At 60.8% G+C, this 12,224-nt stretch carries 13 protein-coding genes and 2 pseudogenes; 10 read left to right on the forward strand and 5 right to left on the reverse strand.

What is annotated here, in order from left to right; genetic code table 11:
• Window positions 1–6: 6 nt before the first annotated feature.
• A pseudogene (locus KY500_RS19715) lies at window positions 7–772 on the reverse strand (phosphatase PAP2 family protein).
• Window positions 773–910: 138 nt separating this feature from the next.
• Between KY500_RS19715 and KY500_RS03985 the strand changes: the two are divergent.
• Window positions 911–1,231 carry a hypothetical protein gene (locus KY500_RS03985; RefSeq protein ID WP_219902422.1) on the forward strand — a complete coding sequence of 107 codons (321 nt, stop codon included), beginning with the start codon at window positions 911–913 and terminating at the stop codon, window positions 1,229–1,231.
• 419 nt (window positions 1,232–1,650) lie between these two features.
• On the opposite strand, the gene KY500_RS03990 is transcribed toward KY500_RS03985, so the two are convergent.
• The 3 genes from KY500_RS03990 to KY500_RS04000 all read right to left on the reverse strand — a co-directional run bounded on the left by KY500_RS03990 (window position 1,651) and on the right by KY500_RS04000 (window position 2,943).
• Window positions 1,651–2,124: a YgdI/YgdR family lipoprotein gene (locus tag KY500_RS03990; protein ID WP_219902423.1), complete on the reverse strand. Its 474-nt coding sequence runs from the start codon at window positions 2,122–2,124 to the stop codon at window positions 1,651–1,653.
• Between the two features lie 268 nt (window positions 2,125–2,392).
• Window positions 2,393–2,800, reverse strand: a complete 408-nt coding sequence (locus KY500_RS03995) for a DUF2255 family protein (RefSeq protein ID WP_219902424.1) — start codon at window positions 2,798–2,800, stop codon at window positions 2,393–2,395.
• A gap of 2 nt (window positions 2,801–2,802) precedes the next feature.
• The gene (locus KY500_RS04000) at window positions 2,803–2,943 is read right to left on the reverse strand and encodes a hypothetical protein (protein ID WP_219902425.1); all 141 of its coding nucleotides are present in this window, start codon (window positions 2,941–2,943) and stop codon (window positions 2,803–2,805) included.
• A gap of 290 nt (window positions 2,944–3,233) precedes the next feature.
• Between KY500_RS04000 and KY500_RS04005 the strand changes: the two genes are divergently transcribed.
• The 7 genes from KY500_RS04005 (at window position 3,234) to KY500_RS04035 (ending at window position 8,470) form a co-directional block, all read left to right on the forward strand.
• Window positions 3,234–3,827: a helicase associated domain-containing protein gene (locus KY500_RS04005; RefSeq protein ID WP_219902426.1), complete on the forward strand. Its 594-nt coding sequence runs from the start codon at window positions 3,234–3,236 to the stop codon at window positions 3,825–3,827.
• A 119-nt stretch (window positions 3,828–3,946) separates the two neighbouring features.
• The gene (locus KY500_RS04010) at window positions 3,947–4,783 is read left to right on the forward strand and encodes a metallophosphoesterase (RefSeq protein WP_219902427.1); all 837 of its coding nucleotides are present in this window, start codon (window positions 3,947–3,949) and stop codon (window positions 4,781–4,783) included.
• 191 nt (window positions 4,784–4,974) lie between these two features.
• A complete protein-coding gene (locus KY500_RS04015; protein ID WP_219902428.1) occupies window positions 4,975–5,619 on the forward strand; it encodes a hypothetical protein in 645 nt (214 codons plus the stop codon).
• A gap of 59 nt (window positions 5,620–5,678) precedes the next feature.
• Entirely contained in the window at window positions 5,679–6,089 is a 411-nt protein-coding gene (locus KY500_RS04020) for a hypothetical protein (protein ID WP_219902429.1), read from the forward strand.
• 140 nt (window positions 6,090–6,229) lie between these two features.
• On the forward strand, window positions 6,230–6,832 hold the full coding sequence (locus tag KY500_RS04025) for a hypothetical protein (RefSeq protein WP_219902430.1): 603 nt from the start codon (window positions 6,230–6,232) through the stop codon (window positions 6,830–6,832).
• On the forward strand, window positions 6,833–7,183 hold the full coding sequence (locus tag KY500_RS04030) for a hypothetical protein (RefSeq protein WP_219902431.1): 351 nt from the start codon (window positions 6,833–6,835) through the stop codon (window positions 7,181–7,183).
• 708 nt (window positions 7,184–7,891) lie between these two features.
• Complete coding sequence (locus tag KY500_RS04035) at window positions 7,892–8,470, forward strand: hypothetical protein (protein ID WP_219902432.1); 579 nt, start codon at window positions 7,892–7,894, stop codon at window positions 8,468–8,470.
• 116 nt (window positions 8,471–8,586) lie between these two features.
• On the opposite strand, the gene KY500_RS04040 is transcribed toward KY500_RS04035, so the two are convergent.
• On the reverse strand, window positions 8,587–9,486 hold the full coding sequence (locus KY500_RS04040; protein ID WP_219902433.1) for a hypothetical protein: 900 nt from the start codon (window positions 9,484–9,486) through the stop codon (window positions 8,587–8,589).
• Window positions 9,487–9,813: 327 nt separating this feature from the next.
• Here KY500_RS04040 and KY500_RS04045 point away from each other — a divergent pair, with 327 nt between their 5' ends.
• Both KY500_RS04045 and KY500_RS04050 read left to right on the forward strand, forming a co-directional pair.
• Window positions 9,814–10,488 carry a hypothetical protein gene (locus KY500_RS04045; RefSeq protein ID WP_219902434.1) on the forward strand — a complete coding sequence of 225 codons (675 nt, stop codon included), beginning with the start codon at window positions 9,814–9,816 and terminating at the stop codon, window positions 10,486–10,488.
• A gap of 319 nt (window positions 10,489–10,807) precedes the next feature.
• Window positions 10,808–12,215, forward strand: a pseudogene (locus KY500_RS04050) (IS3 family transposase).
• Window positions 12,216–12,224: the final 9 nt, after the last annotated feature.

A 12,224-nucleotide genomic window follows, 5' to 3' on the forward strand; every position in this document is an offset into this window, starting at 1 on the left:
ACCTCCTCACTCAACGTTGCCTACCGATACCACTGTCACGCCCTCGTCAGCCAAACGCGACTCCAACCGCGGCTCGCCCTTCTCCACTGTGACCACCACCTCAGAGGACCCCTGCGTCCCTGGCCGCCGACGGGTGAACAAGTGCATCCGACCGGTCACCTCATACACAGCCACGACGATCACGGGCACAAGCAGAATCGAGGCGACCACATCCGTGGGGTAATGCACCCCGAGATACACCCGTGACCACGCGGTCACCGCTACGATCACCGACCCCGCCGCGACCGCAGCGATCCAATCGCCTCGCCACCAACACGACCACGGTCGTCGCAAGAGCCGCAGCAAAAGCGGTATGGCCGCTCGGGTAACTGTATGTCGTCGGGTCCACAGCAACCGGATGCTGCATCAAACCCGCGTCCGGTCGAAGCCGCTGAACGATGACCTTCACCACGTCCGCCAGAACCCACGGCACCCCCAACAGCAAAATTGTCCGCACACCGGCAACCCATGCCCGGTCAACGACACCCGTCCACACAACCAGGAGAAACCCACACACACAGCACCCACCGGACCGAACAAGACATTTACGCCCAAAGCGACAGAATCCAGAACCGGCGCGTGGGCCGCATTTACCCCCACCACGATCTGCGACTCTGCTGCGGCCCAGCCTGCTGAACCAACGATGACCAAACCGAGACACACCACCAGAATGATCTCGATCAGCACCACAATGGTCCACCTCACCGAAAACAATCTGAGTACGCGCATACATACACACTCCCCACCGACCACTAAGAAGGCTCTGAGAATCCAATGGGAATAGCTACGGTTCGGATCCTGAGTGGCTTCTTATAAGGCATCAGCGACGCTTTCCGTGTGGACCAACCCCCACAGAAGCGGAAGACAGAACATGCGTACAAAGAAGCACATACTCGTCGGATCCGGAGTCGGCGCGACAGCGCTACTCCTCGCAGTCGTCGCAGGTGTCGCGGTAAGCCTGCCCGCTCAAGCGGCCAACCCAACCGAGTCATCCGTTTCCACGCCGGCAACCGCTGTCAATACGGACCAGGAATCTTCGGACGACAACGGGACCCCCGATAACGACCCTGAAACAGCAGACGACCAGGGCGCGGGTGAACCCGACCAAGAGACAGCCGACGACAACGGAATCGAGGACGGCACGAACGACGGAGAAACCGCCGACGACGCAACCCCAGCGCCGACAAACTGATCAGAGAGCCTCCCCTGCGCTGCCCGCGGGAAAAAATCGCCCGCGGGCAGCGGTCGCGACCGCTCTGCCGGTGGTCAGAACCAGCTTCACGGCCTCGTCTTTGTACTCAGGAGTGAACTCCCGACGTGATCTTGCAATAGTGAACATTCTCTCTTGTGAGGTGTCCACTCCAAGGGGCCCGGGCCAGACCCACCCTTTCGTCATATGTTTAAGCTAGCTCACGCTGCTCGAGGGATCTGATTCAAGGCCACCAGAGCGTGGCCGCCAGATGTCTCCTCTTGCGTTTTACCTGCCCAATACCGGCGAGTCCGAATGTGTCTCACAACCCAGGTGCCTCATTTCCCATGGGATATGCGACAGTGCGATGCGGATCGCGGCTTGCTGCGGTGATCCCGTCTCTTCGGGTTGCGATAGAGGATTTACTCCTGCTGAGCAAAGTCCTTCACGTAAGACAGAATGACAACCTCATCGCCGACGGATTCGCATTCGTTCCAGCCGCTTAGCGAGTTGCCCTCCACGAGCAACAGAGCTTTCACCTCTTCACTTGTCACGATGTAACCGCGAGACGGCTCGATCAACTCACCAATACTTACCTCGCCGTTTGCTAACTTCACGATGTTGGACCGTGGTTCTGTCAGCTGGGTGCCAACTGGCCACACAGCAAGGCGTGACGTCTCCGAATCAGGATCGATGATGACAACACATCCTTCTTCGACCCCCACAAGACCTTCAACTGCGTATGGCTCGCCCTGCGGGCGGACTATTCCTGAAGCGACCGTAGACGCCTCGTCAGGTACGGGATCGGTGCCATCAACGGTTGGTATCGCTGAGCTGCATCCAGATAGAACGAGTGCGCACCCAAGCGCGACAGCCGCTCTGAATCCTTTCTTCATTTTTCCCCCTCATATGGTCGCCGTTGTCAACGGCAAAGGTCCGGACGCAGAAGTCCTTCACGTCTCCGCTGCTGGAACTCTAACCCTCCGAATCAAAGCGCGTTCTCCAGTGAATGTCCGGCCGGGTGCTTTGAGTTTCACTGCGCCTCGCACAGCATGCCGCCGCCAGGCCCGGCTGCTGGATGTCTCGCAACTCATGCGCCTCATATCCCATGGGATACGAGACGTCGAAGATCGCCTTCTCACATAATGAGCGCCGACACCGTAATCATGGCATCTGGTTCGGGCCGGCATCGGGGACGACCCTCATCGTGTAGCGGCGGGTGCCCGATGAGAGGACCGCACTGACGCCAGGTCCGCGGTATTTCTTTCCGTAGGCCGCGTCGACGGCGTTGATCGTGGCCTCGTCGTCGACGTCTTCTATCGTGACAGGGTAGCGGCGGTCACCGTTGATGAAGGCCGCCTGGTGGGAGCGTTGGACGCGCCGGTACCACTTCGACGTTTGGCCGAACCCATTGCGGATATACCCGGCGCCGTCGACGACAACCGCCCAGATCTCGGTGCCGATCTCCCCGCCGGTCTTGAGCGTCGTCGCGATCATTAAATCGTCCGTATGAGACAAGTAGTCGATCAGGCCGTCGCCGTTCCCTTGCTGTGTGCTCACGTCGATGCTCAAGCTCAAAGGTGGTCGCGGTAGAAGGCCGTGAGGCGTTCGACAGCTTGATCGACGTAAACGGGCTCGTCGTACATTTCGTAGTGACCGGCACCCTCGATCACGAGCAGGTCAACAGGGTTGGGAGCGAGCTCCCAGAGCTTCATCCCAGATTCGTTTGTCCGGTGTTGCCTTTGCGTCCGGCAATGATCACCTGGAGCGGCTGAGTGAGTAGCTGGTCAACAAGGTGGTACGCGTTGCTGCAGAAGCGCTGATTCTGCCTGATCTGGAATGGGACGACGCCAACAGCTCGAGTCTGTCCGTATTGGCCAGAGGGCCTATTTGCCGCCGACTCATCGACAAGGCCTCGAGAGATCGCGAGTCGTGAGGCCTTGTCCCGTGGTCCCGCGCATGACTTCGTCGAGGCCGCCACCCCGGTGGCCACGATGGGCGACCAATGACCGGCACAACCAGCCACGAGTTTCTTTCTGCCAGGGCCGCCGCACTATGGCGACTCGAAGATCACCTCGACCCGCGATCAGCCTCCTACGCTGAAGCGGACCAAGCCGGTGCCGGCGGCGATGACCCCGCTGGTCTTCGTAGCAGCCGAGCGATGAACTGGGTCCGAGCGTTGGGCGCCTACGAAGAGTTCTGGCGTGAAACTGGGCGGACTCCGCGAGAGAACACCCGCAACCGTGCCAGTCTGCCAGCGGCCGAGAGACGGCTGGGGGAGTGGGCCCGCTATCAGCGACGATTCGAAGACGGTCTGAGCCGATACCAAGAAATCAGGCTCGATATCTCACCGGCCTTCGCCTGGGACCCCCACCATCAGAGCTGGCAACAGCACTTCGATTCCTGCACTCGCCACGTGACGGCGACCGGCCAGCTGCCATACCTCAACGCGGCAGACCCGAGCGAGTTCGCGCTTGCCCGATGGCTGGGGAGGCAGCTGCGCCAGCTCCAGACCGGCACCCTGTTGCCGGACCGCGCGGACAAGCTGCCGGAACTGCTGACCATGAAAAACCGACTCATCGACACTGACTGGATCTGAACGCGGCCGAGTCGGAGGCTCGCCTTAGGTTGAGAGCATGACCATCGTAAGAATGGCTGAGCCGCACTCCAGCGGGACAATCGCTGTTCCCCTCGACTGGGCGGTCCGGGTACCCGGCGATGACTGAGGCAGCCAGGCGAGGACCGTTATCCACCGCAACCCGTATCGGCTTTCTGGGCGACGTCCACGGAGACCTGCAGCACGTTCTGGTCGTCGCCCGAACAATGGCGAACAGGGGCATTGGGCGCCTGGTCGTGCTTGGTGATTTTGGGTTCTTGTGGCCGGGACACAACTGGGGCATCGATGTGGACAAGCTCAGTCGGCGGTTGGCCTCCATGTCCCAAACGATCGCCTTCGTGGACGGCAATCACGAGAGCTTCGACCTGCTTTACCGGTTTCCGCTCGCCGACGACGGTCTCCGTTGGATCAGGCCCAATATCGTCCACATCCCACGCGGCTACAGAACCGTCCTCGCGAGCGGTGCCACCCTTGCCGCACTCGGGGGCGCCAACTCCATAGATATCGGCCACCGTGTCCTGGGACGCTCCATCTGGGCGGAAGAATCAATCACCGAGGCAGACCTAGTTGCACTCGGACATGACCACGCAGATATCCTTCTCGGCCACGATGCTCCGCTTCATATACCAACCCTGGATGCGAACCTGGCAGCGACGGACAGGTACTGGCCAACCGCCGGCCTCGAGTACTCGGCAGCAGGACGCGCCATGTTCCACCGCGGCTTCCTCCAGGTGCAACCCAAGCTTCACCTCGGCGGCCACTACCACCAGCACATCGACGAGCACGTAAGGTATGCAACCGGCCACGCCAACTTCAAGACCCGTGTCGTGATCCTGGACCAAGGCGGTTCCCGATCGGCTATCAGCCAAGCCATTCTCGATGTCCACACCCTCGAACTTGAATACCTGGCCCGAGGCGGCGAAAGCCCCGTGCGCTGAGTCCACCGAACACCCCGTCCACGAGACATCGGACTGAACGAGAGGGAAGCGCTATGAACTTGTCAGACGAAGGCAATCAGCCCGACCCACTCTCAACAGCGCGCGCCGTCATGCGTCGCGTCAAGCACCGACTGCCCGCAGACGAATTCGAGGTCGCTGACGCGACACTCTTCCTCTCCTCTGAATCCACCGTGCCGCGCGCAGCGTTCGCCGTCGTTTTCACCGGCGTCCCGCTTGGCATGGTGGCCGTGCAGTTCGAGGTGCCCGACGACATCGACACGATGGTTGACTCACTAGTGGCCGGGTTGCTCGAGAAGAGGCAGCGCAGCTGGGAAGAGAACGGACCTGCTTCCGGGCCAATGTCGCTCGCAGACCTCACCCCGCAGGAGACCCTCTACGACGATCGCTCCAGCGACACCGAGGCTGCCTCAAAAGCTCGCGACGAGGCGCCGGACTCTCAGGTCGACCGAGTGACCCTTGACCGCAGCGGAGTTTGGGTTCTCACCACGAGTTCCGGCGCCCGCGTGCTCGTAGCCGTAATAGTAGAACCGAGCACAACGAGACCGATGGTTACCGTGACCAGATTCGCCGCGGCCGGCTACGGCGACCAGTTCAACGGCGCTCCATTGACGGTTGCCGTGAGCGATCCTCCCGAAGTCGGCATGCGGTGGAGCGCGGAGGTAATCGCGGTGGATTCAAAGTATGTCGCGCACGACAGGATCGTTTACGGAAGCCACAACGCCATGTACATATCAACGCCCGTGACCATGATCCAAGAGCTCACATACGACATGCTTGCCGCCGCCACGGGCACACCGGGTCAAAGCGCGACGTGACCTCATGACACCCATCCATGTGCGCCTAATGCAGCAACAGAGTGCTCGAATCGGAAGAAATGGACAGATTCGACCGGCTGCAGAAAAAACTTCAAGCAATTTTCAGGGAGCTCGGTGAGCAGTCCGAGACGACGCTCGGCCTGAATTTATGGACTGTCGGAAGAGCAATCGTTCACTTTTCGCGCCGCCGGGCACGCAAAATGAATGCAATTTCTGGCACGTTTATTGAGGACGGCTCACTCATCTCGTGTCTTGGTGCGGCCCCGTATCGCCACGGAGAGCATTGGCGCCGGTCAAAATTTTCGAATGACGGAGGCGCTCCTATCCCAGTCAGCCTCGGCGTTTGGGAGCGAGTTGGTAATTCCACACGTCGCGTAAACCGCAAGATCTCACACGTGGGGAACTATCTCGCAGCTGGCGTCAGCGCCGCAAAAGTCTTCGAAAATCGACTTGACGGTTTGGACAGCTGAGGGCCTTTGGTTGCGGACCTTTTGATACTGTCCAAACCGTCAAGTAGCTGAGACGGGGCGCTGTTAGCGCCCCTCAGACGCGGTGTTAGCGACCGTCAGACGTCGTCTACGCTCATGGCTACCAAGGAAAACGAGGAGTCATGAACACCCGAACCGAACCCGAAGCAACCGGTGGTGAGCTCGACCTCAGCGCAGCTCGACATGGCGCCGCGCATGCCATCGCGCACCTGCATTTCGGCGTGACCTTTGGTTCTGTAGGTCTCAGTCCTTCCGGTTGGTGCGAAGTCATCGATCCGGGGTGGGCAGCGAATGCTCAGACAAACGCGCGGATCGCATTGGCCGGCCCGTGCATGGATCTAGCAGTCGACCTGATCGAAGATGAGGGCGATGAACCGATCGTCGTGCCATGGCTCGAGTCCTGGCGAGATGACGTGGTGAACCAAGGAGACGGCTATCGAGACGACATGGTTGCAGCCCGTGGCGGCGTGGCCAACGAGGCAGCCTGGGCCCTGGCGTTATGTCGAACCAATTTCGACCTCATCGATGAGGCAGCGATGCTGCTTGTCGCGGCCGCCACCAATGTCGAATACCTGACGTTCGCGGCCCAGCTCGATGGCCGGACACTAGCTGTCGGTCCTGACGAGCTGGAAGCCGCATACGACGACTTCGCGGGCGGACTGCTGGCACTCGAGGTTATCGATGAAGCAGTGATCGAGCACCTAGCGAGCGAGCTGGTGAAGTAGATGACGAAGCTCAGCTTTGATGACCAGGACGAACTCGGTCGCGCCATCGCGGACGCCGTTACGGGAGTCTTCGACTGCCGCGGCAAAGCGGCAGGCCTGTCGCCGCTCTCGTGGACCATCAGTGCCGAAGACGAGACCGAATTCGAGGGAGCCCACCCCGGTGGACAGGGCGACTTAGGCGCTGAACGACTTTGCATCGACTGGGCAGAATTCCTCGGCCTTCATGAGGAGCGCGGTGGGGACGAAGGCTGCCGAGCATGGTCCGGTGAGCTCGGGAACATGCGCCTCAGGCTCTTCGCGATCACCGACATGGACCTGCACGCATCGATCTATCTGTCTGACGCAGGGTAGCTGATCCTTCACGTCGGCGAATAACCGCATGGTAGGCAGCGACCTCGCTGCACAGCCATCTAAAGTATCGCCGAGCCAGCGAACGGATGGCCGACGTCCTAGCGTGTCAATGGAGTCGGTAGTGTGCCGCGGGCCGGCGACTCCCTAGGAATGAATCACCACGTACGCTCATGTCTCTGTAGAACAACGCCGATTTGCGAATGCACCGAGACCAACGATTGGGTGGTCCCGCAGGCTGCTTGCAAGAAGTTCACGTACTTGCGGTGTTCGTGCATTGTCGGAGGTCGCTCTTACACTCGGGTTATCAAACGAAGGGCATAGCCGCGATGACACAAACACCGGAACTGATCTACTGCCTCCGGGGCGCCCGCGCTTGCCAAACACATCGTGTTTCCTATCGCGCCTGGGAACGCTACGTCAACGCAGAGCTGGCGGCGCTAACCGATAACAAGGATCCGGTTCTCAACGAAGCAATCATCACAGGCATTTGGGGCAGGACGTGGCTTCCTCTGCGAAAGCCAGCTGCAATTGTGGCTGGGGTGATTGGTCTGTTTCGGAGCGGGGAAACGACGCGGACTGGTTGGCCTCCTGCCTTTGCCAGGATGGACGGGCTTTGAGGGCCGAGCACAAGCCAAGATACGCTGCCGCCCACTGGAAGCAGACCCCCTGGCAGCCTTTTCGTCCCGAGCCATCGTGCCTGGACAAGCGATGGATTGGCTTTTCGCCGTTGATCCCGCCTGTGACGCTGAGCACAGTATTGCAGGCTGCAACGCGAATCACCCACGTTTCTATCGAGACACCGACCAGAAAAGTCACCTAGCGGCACCTCAGATTCTGGCCTACAGCCATTGTCCTGGTATTGAGGTCCGTGAGATAACCGTCATCAACGATGCAAGCCTCGACGTCAATGTCATCTGGGACACAAACGACGTCAATAGGACAGGTGCCCGGAAGGAGCCGAAGAGCTTCCCCATCTTCCTGGACACGACGTACTTCCCAGTGCGCACGACCGCTGATGTACTCAACGGCATCGCCAAGTTACTGCCGCGGGAGAAAGCCGTGAGTTTGACCGCCGACAATCGTGCCACGCTTCGAGCGATCTTCGAAGCAATGTGGGTCAGAGCGGGGACCCCGGAAATCTCGTCTGCAGCCGAGTCCTGGGTGCGTCAGGATGTGCGAGATTGCATCCGAACGTCGCGGCACGAGCTTGTCGATGAAGAGCCGCCTGCCGCACACGACTTCCAGAGTTGGAAGGATTACGTCGGGTCAGCGCACGAGACTGCTTAACGGGCTCACAGGAATTCAGAGTGCGTCCCATGCCACGGCCCGGTTTGCAGGGCGTCGATGAATCGAGCGCTCTCAATTAGTTCGAGAGGTTCCGCGATAGTGAGATCCAGGCGGTCTCACGACGAGGGTTGAGTGTTGGTCCCAAGCCGGAGATACCGCGGGGGCATTCTTGGCTTGAGCCGCGCTTCGTCTTCGGCGAGTCTGCGAAGTTGTTCCGAGAGGGCAGCGGTCGGGGCGTACCCGTTAGTGCTGCTGAGCAGAAATGCCTTTGCTGCAGCGATCCGATCTGGGGTGCGCCAGACGCTCTGCCAGCCATCTGTCTCGATGAGATTTCGTGCGACGACGCCTAAATCCGACTCGATCTCAGCGTATGCACCGATGGCCTTCACGCCCGCTAGCTCGACGGCGTCGCGAACCGCGCCCAGCACGAGCCCAGGGTCATCGTCTTCCTTGAGCAGGCCGCCGGCGAGACGCGTTGCTAGGGCCTTGCGGCCGCGAGTGCCTATACCGCGAACTGCGGGGAGTGCCTCTATCTCTTCAGCGAGTTCCCTCCGTCTGGCCCACATCGCGGCAACGTCTCTGGACCGGTTCTCCCGATCCCGTTCCTCTTGCTGGCCCTGCAGCTCACCTATTCGATCGCTCCACTCAGGAGTAGCCATATAGAGGAAGCTTTCGCCGGCAGCGACCCAACGAACGTACACGCCGTCGAGCTCGCCGTCATATTTCTTGTAGTCCTTGACCTCGGGCTCAAGTGCCGCACTTTCGTTTTCTTCGCTCACCTCTGAGATGAAGTCCTCGAAACTGAACTCCGTCGCGTCGATAGAAAGGAACGGCGCGTTCATCGCTCTTGCAACATCCAGCGCTTCGCCGAGTCCCACCTGAGCACTGACGAAAATAACGGTCGGTTCGGTACCGAAACTGGCGCTTAGGACTGGGAGGCCGCGTTCGCGTGCGCCGGCTCTCGCATCCTTGAGCACAAGCGCCATTTCGGGTCGTGGCGTGTGTTCGATCGTCATGGCATGACTGTACCGACTTTCCTGGGGGGAGCAGCCTGGGCGCCTGATAGGCGGTGGTGGCCTCGTGTTTCTCGATCGACCCGAACCAAGAACGCGGTCGTCCCTGAACATGGGGCATGGACCTGAATCGATTGCTGCACCACGCTGTCTTCACTGTCTGTCCACCTGCAAAGCGGCAGTTGCCCCGAGCGTCCTCACTGGGCGTGCCCATGCTGCCGCATCCCGCTTTTCAGTTCATGATGCAGGCCTGGCGACGCAGCCTGGTCTGCGTATGTTCTGAACGAGCCGGCGGTCGCAAGCTCGCGGCGCTGCCGATACCGTTGTGAAATGCCAACGCTTAACGAGATACCTGAAGAGTTTCGGCTCAACTACTTCATGGGTGACATTGTCATCAGTGACAGCTTCGCCGAGCACGAGGCGCGAGTGATGTGGAACACACTGCGAACTGCTGAACTTGTGAGAGGTAGGCGCCCCGAGATGTTCGGGCGGCTTCTGCCGGGGCTCCACGAAGCGTTTGTCTCGCCGAGAGTGCCCAAGGAGCTTCGGGAGATCGCCGTGTCCTTGATTGAAACGACGCGAAAGTGGCACAGTTACAGACGCGACTTGGTTCACAACCTGTTGACTGTGGGTTGGGGACGAGACGACGACGTGCACTCCGCGCTCGGGAAGCATCCGCCGCGACCAATGAGAGAAATCGTGAAGTGTGCCGAGGGGCTCCGGACTTCCGGCTATCGGCTCCGGGGCCTCTGTATCATCACGCCGTATTGGATTGGCGGGACGGGCGATGGCTGGGACGATGCGGAAGGGTTAAGGTCGTGGACGCGTGTAGCGATGGGCCATATCGCGGATGTTCCCAGGTCCATTTTGGGAACTGAGGGGCCTGCGCCCGAGCCGCCGGGCGGATGGGATGCGATCGTCGCCGCCGCCAACACGCAGCGCGAGGCTGACGACGCCCGCCTTGACGACTACCAGATAGAAATCAACCAGGGCGACAAGGGCTGAGACGAGCACGCCAACGAGGAGTCATTCCGGCCATTGGGAGATCTGGCGCCGTCACTCTCCCCGGAGTAAAGAACTCTCGGCTGTGAGAGCTAGCTTTCCCCAACTAGTGAGTGGTGTGCTTCTTCAGAAGTAGTACCAGAATCATTCGCCTCATTGGACCTTTCGTCGCGCTGTCCAAAGCTTTTGCCGAGGCCCTACGTGTCAGGGTTGGGTGAGGCCAGTAGCTCAGAGCAAGTCCGCCGTTTGATGTAGGGCGAGAACCAGGAAGTCCCCGATCATGTCCAGCCCATCGTTGATCGTCGTGCGCGACGATAGTTCCATGAGTAACCGAAGTCCCGGCCCAAGGTCCGGCGGTCCCACGCCCCGCCGGTCCTACACGCCCGCGCAGAAGCTTGAGCATCTAGCCGCCTATGACGATGCCATCACCCGTAACGAGGGCGGCGCGTATTTGCGCGAGCAGGGCATCTATTCCTCGCAGATCACGGAGTGGCGAAAGCTCCGCGACGCGGGCGTTCTTGAGGGTAAACAGCCGGGCGAGAAGATCGGCCGGTTGAGCGCGGAGCAAGCCGAGATCGCGAAGTTGCGCCGGCAACTGTCGCAGGCTGAGCAGCGGTTGGCGACCACGGAAGTAGCGCTGACGATCATGGGAAAAGCACACGAGCTCTTGGAGCAGTTGTCCAAGAGCTCGCGGGACGAACCCCCGCACACGAAATCCTGATGGCCGCCTACCGCGACCTCACCGCCGCAAACGTCCCGACCCGCACCGCGGCCCGGCTGGCCGGAGTATCTCGGGCCACCGCAACGCGAACACCGGTCCAAACCCCGACACGGCGGGTCTCGGCGGTGCCAGTGAACAAGCTCAGCGAGGCCGAGCGAGCCCAGATCCTGACGTTGGTTCTATCGCCCGAGCTGGTGGATCTGGCGCCGATCCAGATCTATGCCCGCCTGCTGGATCAGGGCGTGTATCTGGCGTCGATCTCCACGATTTACCGGGTGTTGGCGACGAACAAGCTCGTCAAGGAACGCCGCCGTCTGGCCCGCCACCCTGCCCGGGCGATCCGGAACTGGTCGCGACCGGGCCCGGCCAGGTCTACTCGTGGGACATCACCAAGCTCGCCGGGCCCGTCAAAGGCCGCTACTTCGACTGCTACGTGATGATCGATATCTACTCCCGCTACATCGTCGGCGCCTACGTTCACGCCTCAGAATCCGGCGAGCTCGCAGTGGAGATGATGAAGGAAACCTTCGGCATCCACGGCGTTCCCCACGTTGTTCACGCCGACCGCGGCACGTCGATGACATCGAAGACCGTGGCCGCGTTGCTCTCGGATTTGGAGGTCACGAAGTCGCATTCACGGCCCCGGGTGAGCAACGACAACCCGTACTCCGAGGCGTGGTTCAAGACGCTGAAGTTCGCCCCGGTGTTCCCGGAACGCTTCGGCACTCTCGGCGAAGCACGCCTCTTCATGAACCGATTCGTCGAGGGCTACAACCACACCCACCACCACACCGGCATCGGGTTGAACACGCCCGCCGACGTTCACTACGGCCTCGCCGCCGGCCGCGCCATCGAACGCGGCAAGGTCCTCGCCGCCGCCCGAGCACAGAACCCGGAACGCTTCAGCAGCAGTGCCCCACCGAAGATCCTCGCCCTACCCGGGCCAGCCTGGATCAACCAACCAGCCGAACCAGCCGTCGTGGAGGCCGAACGGAAACTAGCCGCCTAAACTCACGCT

This window comes from Cryobacterium sp. PAMC25264 (assembly GCF_019443325.1).
In the GTDB taxonomy this organism is placed as follows: Bacteria; Actinomycetota; Actinomycetes; order Actinomycetales; family Microbacteriaceae; genus Cryobacterium.

Coding starts and splice junctions, on each gene's coding strand:
- KY500_RS03985 (WP_219902422.1), top strand. CDS start 911: ATGCGTACAAAGAAGCACATACTCGTCGGATCCGGAGTCGGCGCGACA.
- KY500_RS03990 (WP_219902423.1), bottom strand. CDS start 2,124: ATGAAGAAAGGATTCAGAGCGGCTGTCGCGCTTGGGTGCGCACTCGTT.
- KY500_RS04000 (WP_219902425.1), bottom strand. CDS start 2,943: ATGAAGCTCTGGGAGCTCGCTCCCAACCCTGTTGACCTGCTCGTGATC.
- KY500_RS04005 (WP_219902426.1), top strand. CDS start 3,234: ATGACCGGCACAACCAGCCACGAGTTTCTTTCTGCCAGGGCCGCCGCA.
- KY500_RS04010 (WP_219902427.1), top strand. CDS start 3,947: ATGACTGAGGCAGCCAGGCGAGGACCGTTATCCACCGCAACCCGTATC.
- KY500_RS04020 (WP_219902429.1), top strand. CDS start 5,679: ATGGACAGATTCGACCGGCTGCAGAAAAAACTTCAAGCAATTTTCAGG.
- KY500_RS04025 (WP_219902430.1), top strand. CDS start 6,230: ATGAACACCCGAACCGAACCCGAAGCAACCGGTGGTGAGCTCGACCTC.
- KY500_RS04030 (WP_219902431.1), top strand. CDS start 6,833: ATGACGAAGCTCAGCTTTGATGACCAGGACGAACTCGGTCGCGCCATC.
- KY500_RS04035 (WP_219902432.1), top strand. CDS start 7,892: ATGGATTGGCTTTTCGCCGTTGATCCCGCCTGTGACGCTGAGCACAGT.
- KY500_RS04040 (WP_219902433.1), bottom strand. CDS start 9,486: ATGACGATCGAACACACGCCACGACCCGAAATGGCGCTTGTGCTCAAG.
- KY500_RS04045 (WP_219902434.1), top strand. CDS start 9,814: ATGCCAACGCTTAACGAGATACCTGAAGAGTTTCGGCTCAACTACTTC.